Source organism: Amycolatopsis sp. NPDC104775 (genome assembly GCF_055583325.1).
Map to the genome: position 1 here is coordinate 199,141 of NZ_JBVJOE010000003.1, position 19,391 is coordinate 218,531.

Consider the following 19,391-nt stretch of genomic DNA (forward strand, 5'->3'; position numbering starts at 1 on the left):
GTGAGCTGTCCTGGAGCGCATGGTCGTTTTCGCGTTGGCGGGTCTCTGGCTGTGCTGGGGAACGTCGTTTCCGGCGATGCGGGTCATGGCGCAGACGCTGCCGCCGCTGTCCGCTTCCGGTGCCGCGTTCCTCGCCGCAGGCCTGGCACTGTGCGCACTCCGGCCGACCGCGTTGCGTGGCTTGAGCTTCCGCCAATTCGCTGCCGCCGCGGCGATCGGCATCTGTCTGCTTGGTGCACAAGGCACTGTCGCGCTCGCCGAACGCACGACCTTCGCCGGAACCGCAGCACTGGTAGTCGCCGCGCTTCCGCTATGGGTAGCCGTACTCTGCGAACGCCCGACCCGAGCCGGTTTGGTCCGGATCCTCGTCGGTTTCTCCGGTGTCGCTCTGCTGACCGGCACGCAAGCCAGCGCCTGGACCTTCGTCGTAGCGGCCGCCGGTTTCGTCTGGGCGATCGGCACCGTCCTCACCGCCCGCACGACCAACCTCCCCGGCCCGTGGGCAACCACCGCTATCCAACTGCTCAGCGGCGGCCTAGTGCTGCTCGTCATCGGTACGGCGACCGGCGAAATGGTCAACCAGCCCACAACCGCATCCTGGCTGGCGCTGGCCTACCTCGCACTGGTTGACTCCCTGGCCGGTTTCGGCCTCTACACCTGGCTGCTGCGCACGGCCTCCCCCGCTCTCGTCAGCACCTACGCCTACGCCGTGCCCATCCTCGCCTGCCTGATCAGCGTCCTGTTCATGAAAGAACCGCTCCGGCCGATCATGCTGGCCGGAGCGGTTCTCATCGTCACTTCAGTAGCGACCGAAGTCAGTGCGCGTAGACCTCGAACTCGTACAGCGAATACCCGTACTTAGTCCCGCGCGAGACTCCTTGCATCCGCACGAACCGCGCGTCCGAAGGCGCGAACGAGACGTTGTCCGTCCCGCCGTTCCCCTCCGTCACCACCGCGGCGTCGTGCCAGTCGGTGCCGTCCGTGGACAGCTGGATCTTGTATCCCTTCCCGTACGCCTTCTCCCACGACAGCACCGCTCGCGAAACCTGCTGCACTGACCCGAGATCCACGGTGATCGACTGGTTGTCGCTCCAGTCGCTCGCCCAGCGGGTGCCGGGGTTGCCGTCGACCGCGTTCGAGGCGGGCGAGTTGTAGAAGCCGGTTTCCGCGCTGGAAGCGTTCACCGGTTTGCCCGCCGCGAGGTTCGAGACGTTGTCGCCGCGGTGTGCGGGGTACTCCACGACCTGCTGGAACGTCGGCCGGTTCTGCGTGCTGATCTTGCCGTGCGTGATCCCGCCCAGCGGACGCTGGATCACCGTGTCGGCGCACCACTGGTCGCCGGCCGAGCAATCGCCGTCGCCCGGGTACACGGTGTTCGCGGGCTGGCCGGCCGCCGCGGTCAGCGAGTCGACCAGCGTCTGCCGGCACGCGGTCAGGTCGCCGCCGCCGCAGAACTTCGCGCCGAGCGGGCCCGCCACCGGCTGGCCGAGCGCGGTGCGGATGTCCTTGCTGACGTAACCCCACCAGCCGTGCTGATACGCCGAACCCTGGTGCGGCTGCCCGACATGCTTGCCCGGCGTTTCGTTCTGGAAGCCGGACGGGCTTTCGTTGATCTGCGACACGTTCACCATCGCGCCGAACGCGTCGTCGCCCATCGCCGGTTTGAACTCGCCGGTGACCAGCAGCGGCCACCAGGCGTCCATGATCCGGATCGCGTCGGCGTCGTTGTAGGTCTTGCTGCCCGGACTGGACTCGACGCGCTGGTGCCCGTGCTGCATCCACGTCTTCAGCTTCGCCTCGGCGTCGGCCGCGGCACCGGTGAGCGGGGCCTTGTCGAGCACCTGCAGCAGCAGCGGCAGCACCTTCTCCGCCCGCAGGTCGGCCAGCGCCGCGTCCTCCATCGCCTGGGTCAGATTCACCCGGGTCACCTTGGTGCCGCTGGAAAGCAGCGCCTTGACGCGGGCGTCCAGCAGATCGCCGCGGTGCACGGCGGACTTGTCCGCGCCGCCGGACGCGTAGCCGTTGGCCTGCGCGTTGTTCCAGCTGATGTAGTAGTCCTGGTTCACCGACTGCGGGTGCTGCGACGCGGGCGTGTAGTCGGCCTTGTTGCCCGCCGGGTTCCAGCCCGACCAGTCGAACCCGCGGTCGCCCCACGTCGGCATCATCGGGTCCACAGTGGAATTGCGCACCGGGTTCGCGCCGGAGTTGAAGTACGCGATGTCCTTCGAATCGGCGTAGAACCAGTTGAAGGTGAAGTTGACGTCGTTCGCGGCGCGCTGGAAGTCCGCGGCCGATTTGACGAAGCCTGGGTCGTTGAACTCCTGGAACCCGATCAGCGAATCCACCTCGTGCTGGAACGACGACCGCAGCGAGGAGTACGCCACCGGCTTCCCGCCCACCGTCGCCCGCGAGGTCACCGGGCCGTATTTCGTGCGGTAGCTGCGCAGGGTGTAGGACCCGGCGGCGGTGCCGTCCGCGACCGTCGGCGACCAGGCGTTCTTGCGCTCCACGGTGTCCATCGGGAGGCACTTGCCCTGGTAGAGATAGTAGTTCGAGTCCTTTGTGGCCGGTTTGCCGCTCGGGTCGCACAGCGGCAGCGCGTAAGTGTCGATGATGTCCTGCGCCGCGGTCGTCGCGCTCCACGAGTAGTCCTGGCCGCGGCCGAGCAGCACGTACATGCTGATCCCGGCGAACGACGCGCCCCGCGCGCTGATGCCGGGACCCTGGATTTCCTGCAGCAGCAACAGCTGCGGCGCGAAATACCCGGTCTGCGGACCGAACACGGCGACCGGATGCCCGCTGGCGGTCTTCGCGCCGGACACCAGCAGCGCGTTGGACATGCCGTGCTTTTCCTTGAGCATGTTGCCCGGCAGCACGCCGTTGTCGAACATCCCGCGCGCCGATTCCTGATCCTTCGGCGCGGGCACCTTGACCTTCGGCTGTGCCGAGGCGGCCGAACCGGTCTGATCGAACACGAGCTGCTGGTTCGTCACCGACCCCTTGTCCGGCAACGCCGCGCCCTGCGGGTTCGCCGGAGTGTTGCCGTACGGGAAAGTCTGCCCGTCGTGCAGGGTCTTCACGGCCTCGGGATCGTCCGCGGCGCGCAGGCTTTGCCACACCTTCTCGCCCTGCTCGACGCCGTACTTCTCCTGCAGCGCCAGCTTCGCGACCGCGTTCTGCACCTCGCCGCCGCCACCGGCGCCGAACTGCGCGCCGACCACCGAGGCGAGCACGACAAGGTCGGTGAGCTTGAACGGTTCGATGGTTCCCGCGTTGGTGATCGCGTCGACGTGCCCGGTGAGCACGTACTCGCCCGGGAAATACCGGCCGTTGTGCGAATCGGTGATGTATTTGTTGATGCCTTCGATGTAGTCCTGCGCGTCGGCGAGCCCCTGCTTGCCGCGCGGGCCGCTCGCCGCCACCGCGTCGATCTGCTGCTGCAGTTCTTCCTCGGTGTAGGGCGCGGAGGCGAAGAAGGACTGCTCCAGCTCGCGGTTCGCTTCCGCGCCACCGGCATACGACGTCAGCTGGCCGCGCCCGACCCGGCGCATGATGTCCATGAGCCACAAGCGATCCTGCGCCGCCGCGTAGCCCGCGCCGTATTCGGTGCCGGACCGCGTCGTGCCCTGGATGTGCGGGACGCCGGTGGCCTTGTCGCGCGTGATCGTCACGTCGTCGCGCGGTTTGATCGTGCTCGCGACCTGGTCGGCGGGCACCCCGAAGGACGAGTCGTTGAAGAATTTGCCGATGGTGTCGGTCGTCAGCGTCTTGTACCCGCCCGCCAGATCGGCGTATTTGCCGAGCTGGTCGTCGGCGTGCCCGGGCTGGGTGCCGAACGCTTTGTTGGCGAGGATTTCGGCGAGCGTCGCGCTGCCGTTCTCCCCCGGCGGGAGGATGTCGTTGCACTGGCCCGCGCAATAGTCGTTGCCGGGCAACGCGGCGGAAGCCGGTGCCGCGGTCCCGATCTGCACTAGCCCGGCCGTGAGCACGGCTACCGCGCCCGCGGCCAGGATGGGGATGCGTCGTCGCATGCCACAGCTCCGTCCACGAAGGATGCCCCAGGGTGACCCAGCGCACGCTACCGACGGGTAGGACACATGTGAAGAGTTTTCGCGTTTATCCCCCTATTGGGAGTAGTCCATCCGGCGGTACTCCATCCGGCGCAGCGATTAAGCGATAGGTACGGTGAGCCCCATGAGCGTGGAAAAGCCCCAAGTCGAGCGCCCGGACGGACCGCCGCCCGCCGAGCTGCAGATCACGGACATCACCGTCGGCGACGGCCCCGAAGCCAAGTCGGGCAATGCCGTCAGCGTGCACTACGTCGGGGTCTCGCACTCCACCGGCGCGCAATTCGACGCCTCTTACGACCGCGGCGCGCCGCTCGATTTCCAGCTCGGCGCGGGACAGGTCATCCCGGGCTGGGACCAGGGCGTGACCGGCATGAAGGTCGGCGGCCGCCGCCAGCTGGTGATCCCGCCGCACCTGGCGTACGGCGAACGCGGCGCGGGCGGCGTGATCGCGCCGAACGAAACGCTGATTTTCGTCGTCGATCTCGTCGGCGTGAGCTGAGCCGGAAAGAAACGCGGGCAGCCGGGCAAGCCCGATCGGGCAGCCCCGGCTGATCCCCCTTTCGGGGGAAACGGAAGGCGCCTAACGTTCGCGTTGAGTAGTCGTCTTCCGGAGGATATTTCATGCGTTTGCGTGCCGCCCTTTCCGCTGCCTTCCTCGCCGCCGGAGCCGCGCTAGCCGTCGCGGCTCCCGCGTCCGCGGTCGCGAACGGCAACGATGTGGCACCCGGCGAATATCCGTTCGCGGCCAAGCTGTCCATGCCTGTCATCCCAAAGGCGGACGGCACCACCTATTCGAGCGGATGCTCGGGTTCGCTGATCGCGCCGCAATGGATCATCACCGCCGGACACTGTTTCCACGACGTCAACCGCAAGCCGGTTTCCGGCCCGGTGCCGTACGCGACTTCGGTGCTTCTCGGCACGAATGTCGATCAGCCCGGCCAGGGCGAGCGGCGCAGCGTCACCGAGGTGCAGCAGTCCGGCGTCAACGACGTCGCGATCGCCAAACTCGACCGGCCGGTCACCGACATCAAGCCGCTGACGGTCTCGCCCGCCGCGCCGGTCAACGGCCAGAAGGTGCTGCTCGCCGGCTGGGGCAGCCTGACCGAGGTTTCGCCGAAGCCGTCGGACAAACTGCAGCAGGGCGAAATGCGGGTGGTCGGCTCGGACGCCACCACCGCGAGCATCGTCGGGGTTTCGCCGCAGAAGAACACCAGCGCGTGCAGCTACGACTCGGGCGCGCCGTACTTCGTCGACGACGGCGACCACACCGGCCGCCTCGTCTCGGTCGAATCGACCGGCCCGGACTGCCCCCACTCCACCCCCGAGACCACCGCGCGCGTCGACATCCTCAAGAACTGGATCACCTCGCACATCCAGTGAGGGCAAGTCGCGAGATCGGTCGGTTTTAGTCGCCCATCAAGGGAATTCCGCCGTGCGGACGGTGTCGTTAGCGTGGAAGGCCGAGTGCATCGGCATCCGCCGGTGACCCGGACGAAGGGACAGAATGCGCGTCCGCGCCGCGATCTCCGCAGCAGTTCTCCTGCCCATCCTCACCGCGAGCCCGGCCTTGGCCGTCGCCAACGGTTCTGACGTCCCAGCAGGCCAATACGGCTTCGCCGCGAAGCTGAGCATGACCGGAATCCCGCTGCCGAACGGAAGCACGTACTCGAGCTTCTGTTCGGCAGCGCTCGTCGCGCCGCAGTGGATCGTGACCACCGGCCACTGTTTCCACGACGCGAACAAGAACCGGGTCTCCGGCCCAGTCCCGTACCCGACGACGGTGTCGCTCGGCCTGGTCGACGAAACCAAGGAAAAAGGCGTCCAGCGCAAGGTCACCCAAGTGCTGCAAGCGGGCCCGAACGACGTCGCGCTGGCCCGGCTGGACAGTCCGGTCACCGAGGTCGAGCCGCTCACCGTGAACCATCTGGTGCCGGGCGTCGGACAGCAGGTCACGCTGGCCGGCTGGGGCAGCCGGACGGCGCAGAACCCGGTGCCGTCCAAGCAGTTGCAGCAGGGCACGATGAAGGTCTCGTCGGTCGGCGGCACGACCGTCGGCATTCGCGGGGTCTCGCCCTCGGCGTCCACCAGCGCGTGCGCCTTCGACACGGGCGCGCCGTATTTCACCGACGGCAAGCTGATCTCGATCGAGAACAACGGCCCGGACTGCCCGCACAGTGCCGCGGAGACAACCTCCCGCATCGATGTCATCGCGGAGTGGATCGACGAGCACGCGAAGTGAGTACGGTGGAAGGGCCGTCGACCTGAGGAGAGTCGCATGCCCGAGCCGATCCTGACCGCTGTCGCCACCGCGCTGGCCACAAAGGCCGCGACCGGCCTGTACGACCTGGTCAAGCGCAAGTTCTCCGGCAACAGCAAGGCCACCGCGGAACTGGAGGCAGCCACTCCCGAGAACCCGGCCACCGTCACCGCGCTGGCCGAGCGGCTCGACGAGGTCAGCCGCCAGGACCCGGAATTCGGCGCGGCGCTGCGCACCGAGTTCGAGGTGCACCAGGAAGCACGCAGCGGCGGGGTGACGAACCACGTGGGCACCGTGGCCGAAGGGGCCAAGGTCGTTCAGCTGCGTGACGTACAAGGCAATATCAGCCTCTGAGCCTTTACGGACGACCGGCACGGAGCGCGATCGGTAAGATCGCTCTCCGTGCCTTCGTCGTCCTACCCCGTGCCGCGCCGCTGGCGCACCGTGCCCACGGAACGGACGATGCTGGCGGTAGTGCACAACGTCACCGCGGCGACGCGGCTGCTGGACGTACTGCCGTTGTTCGCCGGGGATCCGCGGGTGCAGGTGGTGTTCACCTGCCCGGATTCGAGCGCGTTCACCCGGGGGACGCAGGAGTACCTCGCCGCGCGCGGAATCCCGCTGGAGCCGTGGGAAGACGTCGTGACGGAGGATTTCGACTGGGCATTGGCGGCCAGTTACGGCGGGGATTTGCATCGCTTGCGTGCACCATTGACGGTTTTGCCGCACGGAATGGGTTACAATAAGTTTTTGGAAACCGGAAACCGGAAACCGGAAACCGGAAACCGGAAACCGGAAACCGGAAACCGGAAACCGGAAACCGGAAACCGGAAACCGGAAACCGGTTTTCGGGTTGTCCGAGCAATGGCTGATGCACAACGGCGAGGTGATCGCCGAACATCACGTCCTGTCCCACCCCGAGCAGCTCACCCGCCTGCGGCAGTACTGCCCGGCAGCCGCCGACCGCGCCGTCATCGCCGGAGATTCCTGCCTTGACCGCCTGCGAGATGCCCGAGAACTGCGCGAAACCTACCGCCAAGCCCTGGGCGTCACCGGCGAGCAAACCCTGGTGCTGATGTCGTCCACCTGGGGCCAGCTCTCGTCCTACGGCTCCGGCCCCGACCTCCCCGCCCGCATTGCCAAGCAATTACCACTGGACGAATTCGCCGTCGTTCTCGCCCTGCATCCCAACATCGGCCAAGGCCATTACCCATGGCAGCTGAAAATGTGGCTGCGAGATTGCCAGCGCGCGGGCGTAATCGTCCTCCCGGAAGAAGATCTGTGGCAACCAGCCGCGGTGGCCGCCGACGTCACCATCGGCGACCACGGCTCCGTCACCTACTACTCCGCCTGCCTGGGCACCCCGATCCTGCTGGCCGCTACCCCGCACGAGGCCGTCGACCCGGATTCCCCGGTAGCCGCCCTGCTGCGCACCGCCCCCGTCCTGACCGACGAAAACCTCGCCGACCAGCTGCGCACCGCCACCCAACCCGCGACCCTGGCCGCCGCGACCGCACTCGCCACCAGCGTCCCCGGACAGTCCGCGGCCCTGCTGACCGAACTCGGCTACCGCACGCTTCAACTCCCGCCCCCAGCTCAACCAGCCGGTTTCACCGCCTTCCCGCTGCCACGAGTCCACCGCCCAGAGCCCGGCGCGCAATGGATCCAGGTCCGCGGTGACGAAGTCACCAGATTCGCCGCGGAATCCGCCGACGCCCACCTAGTCGTCCACGTCGACGGCCCCGATCCCCGTCTATTGCGCCGCGCCGACATCGTGCTGGGCGACCGTTTCCCCGAGCCGGGACGCTGGATCGCCCTCACCCTCGCCGAATTCCCCGGCTGCGAATGGGCCGCCTGTCCAGCCGGATCAGGCTGGCTCGCGGGCAGCCGCGACGGCCTCGTCGTGTCCTTCACCGGCACTGACCTGCCGCAAGCCGTGCCGTCGCTGCTCTACACGCGCGACCAGCTTGGCCTGGATTTCCCCGAACAGCTGCCCTTCACCGCAGGCGGCCGCAAACACGAGGCACGCCTTACTGTCCACTATGGATAGTCAGAGCTGTTCGAGCCAGATCAGCAGATCAGTCGCCTCGGCCGTGAACCCGTGCATCCGAGCGATATTCACCGCGTCATTCACGTGCGCCTTCGCCTGCTCGCGGAACCCGCGAGCCACCGCCGCCTCCGCGCGCGACCGCAACGCGGCAATACGCTCCCGCTGCAGATTGGCCTGCTCCGCCGCCGAATCGAGTTCAGCCAGCACAGCCGCGCCTTCCTCGTAGGCACCGCCCTCGATCAGCTTCCGCCCCTGCCACAACCGGACCTTCACCAGGTTGCCCGGCTCGCTCTTCAACCCCTGCTCGGCCCGCGCTAGCAGATCGGCCGCTTCCTCCGGCGACACAACCTTGGCCAAATGCATCCGAATCAACGCGAGCCGACGACCGTTGCCGATCTCCTCAGCCAGCGCGAGACTTTCCCGAAAACAAACTTCCGCCTGGCCCAGCAACGAAGCCGCGTCCTCGAGCCGCCCCTGCTGTCGCGCGACCCAGCCAGGTTCGAAAAACGCGAGCCCCCGCGCTTCCAACGCGGACGCGTGCTCCTCCGACGTCGTGGCCAGCTCGGCCACCGCGGCGAACTGCTCCTGCGCCGCCGCCCAATCCCGCCGCTGCATCTGTGCGAACCCAAGCTGGGTACGGACCAACCCCTCGGCAAGCGGCATCCCCGCAGCCTGCGCCGCCTGAACCGCGTCCTGGCTCACCACCGCCAGTTCCGCGGGATACGCGCCGTCTTTGTAGACCGGCCACAACGCCCTCGCCAGCCGGATGACGTCCTCATGCGCCCCGGCCTGCAACGCGTCCTCCGCCGCGGCAAGCAAATTCGCCTGTTCCGCGAACAACCACTCCCAGGCATCCACCTCGGACGACGCCGGAGTGAAGCCCGGCCAAATCTTCGCGGGCCAGCCAGTAGGCAGTGCGCGTTCCGCGATCCGCAACCCCTGCTCGGCGTAGTACCCGACCACGACGCCGGATAGTTCGCCAGCCAGCCCAGCCGCGTGCAGACGAGCCAGCTCGGACATCCGGTACCGGCCCCGGATCACCTCGATCAGTTTGGCGGAAACCAGTTTCTGCAACGCGTCCTCAGCGTCGAACTCGTCGAGACTGAGCACCGCTGCGACCGTTTCCAGCCGGACGTCCCCGCTGCCCGGATGCGCACCGAAGAACCGGTAGACCGCTTGTTCCCGTTCGGTCAGCAGTTCGTACGCGACGTCGAACACCGCACTGGCCAAGGCGCCTTTGGCCCGGATCCGCGCGATCAGCCGCCGCACCGTCCCGCCTTGCCGGGCGAGGATCATTCCCGCGACGTTGAGTTCCGCGGCGGAACCAGCACAAATCCGAAGCAGCTCTTCCCGCTGCTCCGGCTCCGCGGCGAGCTTCTCCTCGCCCACGAGCTCGGTCAGCACACCCAGCGCCGCCTCGTTGCTCAACGGTTCCAGCTCGACCTCGCGAGCGGAATACCGAGCACGCAACGCTTCGAGCCCAGACCCGACCACGAGCACGTACGAGCCGGGATGTGTCGGCAGCAGCGCCTTCACCTCAGCCGCACTCAACGCGTCGTCGACCAGCAGCGCGACCCTGAAGTCGGCGGTCTGCGACTGCCACATCGCCGCCCGCCCCTCGAGACTCGCCTGCATCTCGTCCGGCCCGTACCCCAGCTTGGACAGCAACTCGGCGAGGACGTCAGCGCCCGCCCGATGCCCCACGCGCACGGAGTAGAAGCGATCAAATCGAGTCCGGTTCTGATGCAGCCAGGTCTCACACAGCGTCGTACGCCCACTGCCCGGCGCGCCCCGCACAATCGCGACCGCCACCCGATCAAGCGCCTCGTCGTGAATTTCGGTGAGTGCGGCCAGCTGACGCTCATTGTTCCGGTAATGCTTCGGCGGTGCCTGGACTTGCAATGCCGGCGTCGCCGGCCGCCGCGGCCCGTGGAAATGCACGTCGCCGTACACCTTGCCAGCCTGGAAGACCTTGTCCGCCTGGCCGTCGAAGTAGTTGCCGTCGCTCACCGCTTCCCCCCTCCCAGCTCAGGCTACCGGAAGCGTCACGTTCCGTGTCCAGCCTTTCACCGCGGCGCGGCATCAACATCGAGCCGTCCTCCCAGTACAAACACGCAGGCGACGGACTCCACTGCGCACTCCCCTCCCACAACACGACCGGCACGGCGTCCCCGACCTCAACCAACGCCACCCGCCCCGCCCCACGCACCACGGCGATCTCTCCGTCGCGCCCCTTCAACGCCGAAGCCGCTTCGAACGCCCGCCCTCGCGCTGGCCCGCTCGGCACTGCCACCAGCTTCCGGCGTCGCTTCGGAACGGTCACGAATTCCCAGAGCACCATGAAAGGCCAGGCGAGATTGGCGGCTATCTCGAGAAAAGTCTCCGCCACGCATCCCAGCGACCGATCGGTCCGCCTTCGCCGCCGATCGCGCCCTGCCTTGACCCGGCCGAGCACCACCACCCGCACCGGCTCCTGCCAGTCGCGCTCGAAGTGCTGCTCCAGCTCGTGCTCCATCAGCTGCTCAACCTACGGGGAGAGGGGAAGAAAAGAGAATAGGCGATGATCAGATTGACCGAGTTGAGGAGAGCCGCGATGACGGGAAGGACCAGATAAAGCACGATGGGCACCGTGAAATGGATTTGCCCCACTCCGGAATAGTTACCCGAAGTAACCACGATAACGACGTACCAGACAACGAATCCGATCGCCGCCAGCCACCCTGGGATAGCCGTCCCCAGCTGAACTCCCAGTACGGTGTACTCCTTCCGAAGCTTGAGGTGCCCGGACACCACATAGGTACGCGACACCATCAGCCCCACCCCGGAAACCAGCAAACAACACGCGGCGATAATCCCCAAGAAAACCGTCAGAGCGATTGTCACGTCATAGGAAGTCGGGAGGCTGTACCCCCAGACGGGCACGGCGATGACTATGAGCAGACCGATTCCGGCGCTCGCGGATCCCCGGCGCATCGTGGTGGCACGGATCTTCCTGACCAGAGCGGGAGGAAACCACCGACCGATCGGTGCCGGGGACGCGTAGGGGTTCATCCCTGAACACGCCAGTCAGCCGGATTCGCCATAGCTCCGTGTCGGAGGCCGACCAGGTGGAACCGAGCGTGTTCGCCAGCAGCCGCTGGCGCGATAACCACAGAGTCAGTCGCCGCCCACCGCGCGCCGATACCAGGCCGAAGCCCGACCTCGCTTGACAAAGCTCAGCCACCAAGCCCTCCCCAGGCCTTGCCGGTAGTAGCTGTCCGTATTCAGTGGACGCTCCGACGTTACAACACAACACTGCCGAAGCGACCGATTCGCACCTCACCCACCGACCACTCACAAAAATGTGTCCTGGCCCACCCCCGAGCCTCCCCCGCCAAGCGCAAACCCACCCAGCCTCCCAACCGGCACCGACAAGCACCGTGGGCTCCGAAGGCTTGGAACCTTCATATCCCATTAGCTGTCTTGACCAGTCACTTCCGAAGGAGCGCGACCACGTCCCACGGGTCGCGGCCGCGCAGGGGATCGAGGTACCACTCATTGCGATCGGTCACATCGGCGGCGCGGGGACGCAGGCGATGGCTGTACCGCTGCCGCAGCCGCTTGGACCGCCGATTCGCGCACCAGCGCATTCTCAATACGACAGGCGACAACCCCCGGCCTGCCCGATCAGCGTGACTAGGGGGCTTCTCGCCACCCAAACCCCCGCCATAGGCGAGGACGCCGACGTCGTACCTCACATCGCCCTCGGCATGCACCTCGTCCTGGCCAGCAGCAACCGAGGAACAGCAGCCGTCAAGCTCATCGACTCCGTCCTCGCACGTGGCCGCGAAATCCGGGAGATCGCCGCGGACCGCGGCTACACCCCCGCATACCGGAGAGCTTCGTCTGGCCGCTGTGGCAACGCGACATCGACATCATCGGCGACCTGCACCCAATCAGCGCAGAACCGTCCCGGGCCGAAACCCGGCACGATCTGGCTCGACGGCGACCGCTACTCCGAAGCTCCCTCCTCCAGACTCCCCGGCTTCAAACGCAACATGCCCGCCGAAGAAGAAGCGAAACTCCGCGCCATATACGACAAACGCGTCCCGCACGCCTTCACACCGCACAGCGCCCACGGCAAGGACGGCTACCAGCGGCTCAAAGGCCCCGCCGTTGCGGGCAAAGCCCACTACCCGAACGTTCCCCAGTCAACCTCCTGCTGGCCTTCCCGATGCTCGGCTACAACCTCGTCAAACTCCGCCGCTGGCACGCCCTGCGCTACCTGCCCGACCCCTGGACCCAATTCCTCGAGAACCAGACACCACCCCCGCGCCTCCAAAACCGACACGGGTCCGAACCCGTCGCCGTGCAAACGTCCTCGGCGATCGACCGGCCTAACCTTCTACCCCACTCCCACAACCCCGAATCACACTGGCCGATCGGCGGTAACCCCAGCCCGAAATCCGGTCCGCATCAGCCGCTGGCCCCGTTCAGTGCCTCCCGCAGCACACCCCACCCAGGAAATGTGTCCTGGCTCACGCCCTCAGCCCCAAGGCAAAGCCCACCCACTCAGCCCAACCCACCCCCCAACCGCCACCAACAAGCACCGCGGGGCTCCGGGGGCTCGGCCCCCGGGCGGAAGGACGACCGACAAACGGAAAAGGCCCCCAGTCGCGCAAGCGGCTGGGGGCCTGACCATGGTGGGCGAGGAGGGAGTTGAACCCTCACGTCCTTTCGGACACACGGACCTGAACCGTGCGCGTCTGCCATTCCGCCACTCGCCCGAGTTGCTTCCTTGAGGCAGCCAGCAAAGCTTAGCAGGGCCTTCTGACGGGTTTCACCGGGGGCATGCCCAACCCTTCCTCCCCCGGATAGGATCGATGCGGAAGCACACATGTGAGGAGGTTGTCCCCGGTGGGTCGCGTTGAGCGCTTCGACAGGCGGCTCGAGAACCTAGTGGGGAATACTTTCGCGCGCATGTTCGGCGGCAACGTCGTCACGCAGGAAGTGGCGGTTGCGCTCGAGAGGGAAGGCGAGGAGAACGTTCGTGAGCTGGCAGGCGGTCGGCAGCTCGCCCCGAATCACTACATCGTGTCGTTGGGGGCGGCTGACCACGATCGCATGGCCGGCGATGAGCAGCGGGTCACCGGGGTTCTCGCGAGGGCGGTGGCGGAACACCTCGCCGCGCAGGGCTGGGACACCTATGGTGACGTCGTCGTATCACTCGAGCGCAACGAGGCGCTGCATACTGGACAGTTCAAGACCCGTTCGTCCGTCGATCCCGACGCCCGCGCCAGCGCGGGGGAAGGTCCGTCACGGTCGGCACGACCCAGCAACGCAGGAGACCCACCAATGAGCCAGCCCCCCGGCTACGGCCAATACGACCAGGGTGACCCGTACGGCCAGCAGGGCCAGTACGGCTACGGACAGCAGGGTGGCCAGCAGCCCGGGTACGACCAGGGTTACGGCGGTCAGCCGCAGCAGGGCTACGACCAGGGCTACGGCGCTCAGCCGCAGCAGGGTTACGACCAGTACGGCGCTCAGGGCCAGCCGCCCGCCGCCGGGTACGACCAGGGCTATGGCGCTCAGCCGCCGGCCGCGGGGTACGACCAGGGTTACGGCCAGCAGGGCGGCTACGACCAGGGTTACGGCGGCCAGGCTCCGCAGGGCGGGTACGACCAGGGCTACGGGCAGCCGCCCGCCGGGGGCTATGACCAGGGTTACGGCCAGCCGCCCGCCGCCGGGTACGACCAGGGTTACGGGCAGCAGGGCGGGTACGACCAGTACGGCGGCCAGCCGCAGGCGGCCTACGGCCAGGACCCGTACGCGCAGCAGGGCGCTCCGGCCGCGGGACGTCAGCTCCAGGCGAGCCTTCAGCTGGACGACGGCTCCAACCGCACCTACTCGCTCAAGCAGGGCGGCAACGTCGTCGGCCGCGGGCAGGACGCGGACTTCCGGCTTCCGGACACCGGCGTTTCGCGGCGGCATCTGGAGATCACCTGGGACGGGCAGAGCGCGACGCTCGCCGACATCGGGTCGACCAACGGGACCACGGTCAACGGCACTCCGGTGCAGACGTGGCAGCTGGCCGACGGCGACGTGATCCGGGTGGGCCATTCGTCCCTGGTGTTCCGAACCCAGGGCTGATCGCAGACCGTCCACGGGGTTCCCGCAGAATTGTCGTGCGGGGGGGAACCGCGGCGTGCGTGGCGCCGCGGCTTGCAGGCACAGGCGGGAGCGGACACAACAAGTGCCAGAGCTGGTCGTTCAACTCACCAGAGTGGGCTTTCTCGTGCTGCTCTGGCTCTTTGTGTTCGCCGCGCTCCGAGTCGTGCGCTCGGACCTCTACGCCGCGTCGGGCCTCCGGGTCCAGGTGCCCTCCTTCCGCCGCAGCAAAGAGAAGAAGCCGCGGGGCAGCAAGGCCCCGCAGCAACTGCTCGTCACGCACGGAGCCCTCGCGGGCACCCGCATCGCGCTCGACGGGCGGCCGATCCTCATCGGCCGGGCCGACGACTCGACGCTGGTGCTCGACGACGACTACGCGTCGACCCGGCACGCCCGGATCGCGCTGCGCGGGGAGGACTGGTACGTGGAAGATCTGGGCTCGACGAACGGGACCTATCTCGACCGGGCTAAGGTCACTGCACCCCTCCGGGTCCCGCTCGGAGTCCCCATCCGGATCGGCAAGACGGTGATCGAGCTTCGCCCATGACTCTCGTCCTCCGCTACGCGGCCCGCAGCGACCGGGGCCTGGTGCGTTCCAACAACCAGGACTCCGTCTACGCCGGCCCGCGTCTTCTCGCGCTCGCCGACGGCATGGGCGGGCACGCCGCAGGTGAGGTGGCCAGCAAGGTCGTCATCGCCTCGCTCGCCCCGCTCGACGACGACGAGCCGGGAGACGACCTGCTCGCCCAGCTTCGCGAAGCCGTCCAGAACGGCAACGCGGCGATCGCCGAACTGGTGTCTCAGGACCCCGATCTGGACGGCATGGGCACGACGCTCACCGCCGTCCTGTTCGCTGGAAGCAGACTTGGCCTCGTCCACGTCGGCGACTCGCGGGCTTATCTCCTGCGCGGCGGCCAGTTCGCCCAGATCACCCGGGACGACAGCTTCGTAAACGAACTGCTCGAACAGGGCCGCATCACGCCGGAAGAGGCGGCGGTGCACCCGCAGCGGTCGCTGCTGCTCAAGGCGCTCACCGGACACGAGGTCGAGCCGAGCCTGACCGTGCGCGAGGCGCGTCCCGGTGACCGGTACCTGATTTGCTCCGACGGTTTGTCCGGAATGGTCAGCGACGAGACGCTCGCGGAGGCCGTGCAGATCCCGGATCCGCAGGATTGCGCCGACCGGATGATCGAACTGGCGCTCAAGGGCGGCGGCACGGACAACGTGACCGTCATCATCGCCGACGTGGTCGACGTCGATTTCGGCGACGACGCCCCGATCGTGGGCGGAGCCGCGGGCGACGGCAGCGACGAAATGCATCAGGGCGATTCCCCCGCGGCCCGGGCGCGCGCGCTGACTCAGCCGCCGCCTCCGCCCCGGCAGGAACCGCAGGCCCCGCAAGAAGATCCCAAGGCGAAGCGGCGGAAACGGTTTCGCTGGCTCGTGGGAGCGGTCGTGGTGCTGATCGTGCTGGGCGCCGCCGCGATCGCGACTCGATACTTCGTGCTCAGCCAATACTACGTCGGGGAAGGCCCTGATCAGGAGGTCGTGATCTACCGCGGCGTCCCGGGCAGCATCCTCGGCATCGACCTGCACTCGCTCGAGCAGGGCTCGTGCCCGCCGGGCCAGCTGTGCACCGACAAGCTCCGCGTCTCCGCGTTGCAGGAGGACGCGCGGATCGCCGTGCAGAACGGCGTGAAACGCGAAAGCCTCGACGACGCGCGCAAGTACATCGACGATTTCCTGCGTCTCAAGAAGAAATTGTCGGACTGCAAGCCGGCCAATTCCACGGGCGTCCCGCAGTCGGGCGCGCCCTCGTCCAGCGTGGCGCCTCCCGGCGGCACGCCTTCGTCGGCGAACCAGCCTGCGGGGAGGGACTGCTCGACGGCGGGTACGCCGCCGACAGGGGGCGGTCACTGATGGGCCAGCCGCTGGCCGACCCGACGTCCGCCCAATTCGCCACGAATCCGCCGCGAGACCTCCCCAAACGCCGGGGCACGGAGCTCGCGTTGCTGGCGTTCGCGGCGGGCATCGTCACCCTCGCCCTGGTCATCGTCGAGGCCAACCAGGAGCAGGAGCTGACGCTCTCGATCCTGTGGGTGGGGCTCGCGTATCTCGGCGTGCTCGCCACGACGCACCTCGCCGTGCGCCGCTGGGCCCCGTACGCCGACCCGGTGCTGCTGCCGTGCGTCGCGCTGCTGAACGGGATCGGGCTGGTGATGATTCACCGGCTCGATCTGGCGAAGGCCGAATCCGCGTTGCAGCGCGGCAAGGACTACTCGCCGGAGATCACCAAGCAGCTGCTGTTCACCGCCGTTTCACTGGTGCTGTTCGTGGTCGTGCTGGTGGTGGTCAACGACCACCGCACGCTGACCCGCTACAGCTACATCTGCGGCCTGGTCGGGCTCGGCGCGCTCGCGCTGCCCGCGGTGCTGCCCGCGAGCCTGTCCGAGGCCGGCGGCGCGAAGGTGTGGCTGAAACTGCCGTTCTTCTCGATCCAGCCGGGTGAGTTCGCGAAGCTGCTGCTGATGGTGTTCTTCGCGTCGTTCCTGGTGTCCAAACGCGACTTGTTCATGGTGGCGGGCAAGAAGTTCCTCGGTGTGGAACTGCCCCGCGCGCGCGACCTCGGCCCGATCCTGATCGCCGCCGCCGTCGCGATCGGCGTGCTCGTGTTCGAGAAGGACCTCGGCACGTCGCTGCTGTATTTCAGCATCATCCTGGTGATGCTCTACGTCGCGACCGAGCGCGCGATCTGGGTCGTGGTCGGGCTGTCGTTCTTCGTCGGCGGCTGCCTCATCGCCTACAACCTCTTCGGCCACGTCCAGCAGCGCGTGGAGAACTGGACCGACCCGCTCGGCCCGCGCTACGACGTGCTCGGCGGCTCCTACCAGCTCGCCCAGGGCCTGTTCGGGCTCGGCACCGGCGGCGTCGGCGGCACCGGGCTCGGCGCCGGCCGTCCGGACATCCCGCCCGCCGCGAGCACCGACTTCATCACCGCCGCGATCGGCGAGGAGCTCGGCTTCATCGGGCTGGCCGCGGTGCTGATGCTGTACACGCTGCTCGCGATGCGCGGCATGCGCAGCGCGCTCGCCGTGCGCGACACGTTCGGCAAACTGCTCGGCGGCGGGCTCGCCTTCACCATCGTGATCCAGATTTTCGTGGTCGTCGGCGGCGTCACCGCCCTCATCCCGGAAACCGGCGTCACCGCGCCGTTCCTGTCCTACGGCGGCTCTTCGCTGCTGGCGAACTACATCCTGGTCGCCCTGATGCTGCGCATTTCGGACGCGGCGCGCAGGCCGGCCACCCGGCCGAAGCCGCAGCAGCCGCAGGCTCCGATCGCCGAGGCGCACACCGTGATGGTGCGGCGTCCGCCAGCCGAGAACGACCCGAACGGGAGGACCGCGTGAACGCCCCCCTGCGCAAGGTCGGCATGGCGATGCTCGCGATGATCGTGCTGCTGCTGGCCAACGACACCTACGTCCAGGTCATCAAGGCCGACACGTACCGCACCGATTCGCGCAACCAGCGCGTGCTCTACGACGAGTACTCCCGCCAGCGCGGCCAGATCGTCACGCCGGACGGCACCGTGCTCGCCGGGGTGAAGCCCTCGACCGACAAGTTCAAGTTCTTCCGCACCTACGCCGACGGCCCGATGTACGCCCCGGTCACCGGGTACTACTCGATCAACTACGGCGCGGGCGGGCTCGAGCGCGCCGAGGACGACGTGCTGAACGGGTCGGACCCGCGGCTGTTCGTGCGCCGGCTCTCGGACATGGTCACCGGCCGCGATCCGCGCGGCGGCAACGTGAAGCTCACCATCGACCCGAAGGTGCAGAAGGCCGCCTACGACCTGATGACCAAGCGCGGCTACACCGGCGCGGTGGTCGCGATGGAGCCGAAGACCGGCCGCATCCTGGCGATGGTGTCGACCCCGTCGTACGACCCGAACCAGCTGGCGACGCACGGCACCGACCAGAACAAGGCCTGGGACGCCTACTCCAAAGACAAGAACAACCCGATGCTGAACCGGGCGATCTCGGAGAACTACCCGCCGGGATCGACGTTCAAGATCGTCACCGCGGCCGCGGCGCTGGAAGCCGGGATCGGCCCGGACACCCAGGTCAGCACCGCTCCGAACGTGCAGCTGCCGGGCACGAACACGACGCTGGAGAACTACGGCGGCGAGACCTGCCCGGGCAACACGTTCAAGGACGCGCTGGCGCACTCGTGCAACGTCCCGTTCGCGACCTTCGCCGGCCAGCTCGGCGCGGACAAGATGAAGGCGGCCGCGGCCAACTTCGGCATCGGGCAGAACGACCTGACCGTGCCGATGCGGGTCGTCGGCTCGACCGTCGGCCCGCTCGACTCGCCGGGCGCGCTGTATCAGAGCGGCATCGGCCAGCGCGACGTCCGGCTCACCCCGCTGCAGGACTGCCTGCTCTCGGCGACCGTCGCGAACAACGGCTACGCGATGAAGCCGCAGCTGATCCAGTCGATCCTGGCCCCGGACCTGTCGACGATCGAGAACGTCGACCCGGAGCAGCTCACCGGCAAGCCCGCGCTGTCGCCGGAGAACAACAAGATCCTCACCGACATGATGATCGCGTCGGAGTCCTTCACCAAGGGCGGCGGCAAGGACGACTCGCTGAAGATCGCGTCGAAGACCGGTACCGCCGAGCACGGCGCCGACTCGAAGAACACCGCGCCGCACGCGTGGTACACCGCGTTCGCGCCGTCGGACAACCCGCAGATCGCCGTGTCGGTCATCGTCGAGAACGGCGGCAACCGCGGTCTCGCCGCGACCGGCGGCACGGTGGCCGCCGAGATCGGCCGTGCCGCCATCGCCGCCCGGCTCGGGGGTGGATAG

General features: G+C 67.7%; 15 protein-coding genes and 1 tRNA gene. 11 read left to right on the forward strand and 5 right to left on the reverse strand.

All coding sequences use genetic code 11. The features are described from left to right. Positions 1 to 19 precede the first annotated feature (19 nt). Positions 20 to 862: an EamA family transporter gene (locus tag ACZ63D_RS15240; protein WP_465354933.1), complete on the forward strand. Its 843-nt coding sequence runs from the start codon at positions 20 to 22 to the stop codon at positions 860 to 862. Here the strand turns inward: ACZ63D_RS15240 and ACZ63D_RS15245 are convergent. Then, on the reverse strand, positions 816 to 4,031 hold the full coding sequence (locus ACZ63D_RS15245) for a penicillin acylase family protein (protein WP_465354934.1): 3,216 nt from the start codon (positions 4,029 to 4,031) through the stop codon (positions 816 to 818). The two genes, ACZ63D_RS15240 and ACZ63D_RS15245, sit on opposite strands and share 47 nt — an antisense overlap. 163 nt (positions 4,032 to 4,194) lie before the next feature. On the opposite strand from ACZ63D_RS15245, the gene ACZ63D_RS15250 reads away from it, so the two are divergent. The 4 genes from ACZ63D_RS15250 to ACZ63D_RS15265 all read left to right on the forward strand — a co-directional run bounded on the left by ACZ63D_RS15250 (position 4,195) and on the right by ACZ63D_RS15265 (position 6,681). Continuing rightward, positions 4,195 to 4,569 carry an FKBP-type peptidyl-prolyl cis-trans isomerase gene (locus tag ACZ63D_RS15250; protein WP_465354935.1) on the forward strand — a complete coding sequence of 125 codons (375 nt, stop codon included), beginning with the start codon at positions 4,195 to 4,197 and terminating at the stop codon, positions 4,567 to 4,569. 122 nt (positions 4,570 to 4,691) lie between these two features. After that, positions 4,692 to 5,450: a S1 family peptidase gene (locus ACZ63D_RS15255; protein WP_465354936.1), complete on the forward strand. Its 759-nt coding sequence runs from the start codon at positions 4,692 to 4,694 to the stop codon at positions 5,448 to 5,450. Positions 5,451 to 5,574: 124 nt separating this feature from the next. Beyond that, positions 5,575 to 6,309 carry a S1 family peptidase gene (locus ACZ63D_RS15260; RefSeq protein WP_465354937.1) on the forward strand — a complete coding sequence of 245 codons (735 nt, stop codon included), beginning with the start codon at positions 5,575 to 5,577 and terminating at the stop codon, positions 6,307 to 6,309. 36 nt (positions 6,310 to 6,345) lie between these two features. After that, positions 6,346 to 6,681: a hypothetical protein gene (locus ACZ63D_RS15265; RefSeq protein ID WP_344282217.1), complete on the forward strand. Its 336-nt coding sequence runs from the start codon at positions 6,346 to 6,348 to the stop codon at positions 6,679 to 6,681. 62 nt (positions 6,682 to 6,743) lie between these two features. Here the strand turns inward: ACZ63D_RS15265 and ACZ63D_RS15270 are convergent, their stop codons facing one another. Then, a complete protein-coding gene (locus ACZ63D_RS15270) occupies positions 6,744 to 6,908 on the reverse strand; it encodes a hypothetical protein (RefSeq protein WP_465354938.1) in 165 nt (54 codons plus the stop codon). A 290-nt stretch (positions 6,909 to 7,198) separates the two neighbouring features. Between ACZ63D_RS15270 and ACZ63D_RS15275 the strand changes: the two genes are divergently transcribed. Next, positions 7,199 to 8,377: a hypothetical protein gene (locus ACZ63D_RS15275; RefSeq protein WP_465354939.1), complete on the forward strand. Its 1,179-nt coding sequence runs from the start codon at positions 7,199 to 7,201 to the stop codon at positions 8,375 to 8,377. Here ACZ63D_RS15275 and ACZ63D_RS15280 read toward each other — a convergent pair whose 3' ends face one another. The 3 genes from ACZ63D_RS15280 to ACZ63D_RS15290 all read right to left on the reverse strand — a co-directional run bounded on the left by ACZ63D_RS15280 (position 8,378) and on the right by ACZ63D_RS15290 (position 13,143). After that, positions 8,378 to 10,387: a hypothetical protein gene (locus tag ACZ63D_RS15280; RefSeq protein ID WP_465354940.1), complete on the reverse strand. Its 2,010-nt coding sequence runs from the start codon at positions 10,385 to 10,387 to the stop codon at positions 8,378 to 8,380. It abuts the gene before it with no gap. A 504-nt stretch (positions 10,388 to 10,891) separates the two neighbouring features. Continuing rightward, entirely contained in the window at positions 10,892 to 11,428 is a 537-nt protein-coding gene (locus ACZ63D_RS15285; protein ID WP_465354941.1) for a hypothetical protein, read from the reverse strand. A gap of 1,629 nt (positions 11,429 to 13,057) precedes the next feature. Beyond that, positions 13,058 to 13,143 (reverse strand) — tRNA-Leu (locus ACZ63D_RS15290). Between the two features lie 130 nt (positions 13,144 to 13,273). Between ACZ63D_RS15290 and ACZ63D_RS15295 the strand changes: the two genes are divergently transcribed. The 5 genes from ACZ63D_RS15295 to ACZ63D_RS15315 all read left to right on the forward strand — a co-directional run bounded on the left by ACZ63D_RS15295 (position 13,274) and on the right by ACZ63D_RS15315 (position 19,391). Further along, positions 13,274 to 14,506 carry a DUF3662 and FHA domain-containing protein gene (locus tag ACZ63D_RS15295; RefSeq protein ID WP_465354942.1) on the forward strand — a complete coding sequence of 411 codons (1,233 nt, stop codon included), beginning with the start codon at positions 13,274 to 13,276 and terminating at the stop codon, positions 14,504 to 14,506. A 103-nt stretch (positions 14,507 to 14,609) separates the two neighbouring features. After that, on the forward strand, positions 14,610 to 15,071 hold the full coding sequence (locus ACZ63D_RS15300; protein WP_033291485.1) for an FHA domain-containing protein FhaB/FipA: 462 nt from the start codon (positions 14,610 to 14,612) through the stop codon (positions 15,069 to 15,071). Further along, the gene (locus ACZ63D_RS15305; protein ID WP_465354943.1) at positions 15,068 to 16,444 is read left to right on the forward strand and encodes a PP2C family protein-serine/threonine phosphatase; all 1,377 of its coding nucleotides are present in this window, start codon (positions 15,068 to 15,070) and stop codon (positions 16,442 to 16,444) included. Before ACZ63D_RS15300 ends, ACZ63D_RS15305 begins: the two co-directional genes overlap by 4 nt. Then, entirely contained in the window at positions 16,444 to 17,931 is a 1,488-nt protein-coding gene (locus ACZ63D_RS15310; protein WP_465354944.1) for an FtsW/RodA/SpoVE family cell cycle protein, read from the forward strand. The genes ACZ63D_RS15305 and ACZ63D_RS15310 overlap by 1 nt, the downstream gene beginning before the upstream one ends. Continuing rightward, positions 17,928 to 19,391 carry a peptidoglycan D,D-transpeptidase FtsI family protein gene (locus tag ACZ63D_RS15315; RefSeq protein WP_465354945.1) on the forward strand — a complete coding sequence of 488 codons (1,464 nt, stop codon included), beginning with the start codon at positions 17,928 to 17,930 and terminating at the stop codon, positions 19,389 to 19,391. The genes ACZ63D_RS15310 and ACZ63D_RS15315 overlap by 4 nt, the downstream gene beginning before the upstream one ends.

Bases quoted from the DNA above. Each gene is read 5' to 3' on its own strand.
- ACZ63D_RS15255 (WP_465354936.1), top strand. From the start codon at position 4,692: ATGCGTTTGCGTGCCGCCCTTTCCGCTGCCTTCCTCGCCGCCGGAGCC.
- ACZ63D_RS15285 (WP_465354941.1), bottom strand. From the start codon at position 11,428: ATGAACCCCTACGCGTCCCCGGCACCGATCGGTCGGTGGTTTCCTCCC.
- ACZ63D_RS15275 (WP_465354939.1), top strand. From the start codon at position 7,199: ATGCACAACGGCGAGGTGATCGCCGAACATCACGTCCTGTCCCACCCC.
- ACZ63D_RS15260 (WP_465354937.1), top strand. From the start codon at position 5,575: ATGCGCGTCCGCGCCGCGATCTCCGCAGCAGTTCTCCTGCCCATCCTC.
- ACZ63D_RS15305 (WP_465354943.1), top strand. From the start codon at position 15,068: ATGACTCTCGTCCTCCGCTACGCGGCCCGCAGCGACCGGGGCCTGGTG.
- ACZ63D_RS15265 (WP_344282217.1), top strand. From the start codon at position 6,346: ATGCCCGAGCCGATCCTGACCGCTGTCGCCACCGCGCTGGCCACAAAG.
- ACZ63D_RS15245 (WP_465354934.1), bottom strand. From the start codon at position 4,031: ATGCGACGACGCATCCCCATCCTGGCCGCGGGCGCGGTAGCCGTGCTC.
- ACZ63D_RS15240 (WP_465354933.1), top strand. From the start codon at position 20: ATGGTCGTTTTCGCGTTGGCGGGTCTCTGGCTGTGCTGGGGAACGTCG.
- ACZ63D_RS15250 (WP_465354935.1), top strand. From the start codon at position 4,195: ATGAGCGTGGAAAAGCCCCAAGTCGAGCGCCCGGACGGACCGCCGCCC.
- ACZ63D_RS15310 (WP_465354944.1), top strand. From the start codon at position 16,444: ATGGGCCAGCCGCTGGCCGACCCGACGTCCGCCCAATTCGCCACGAAT.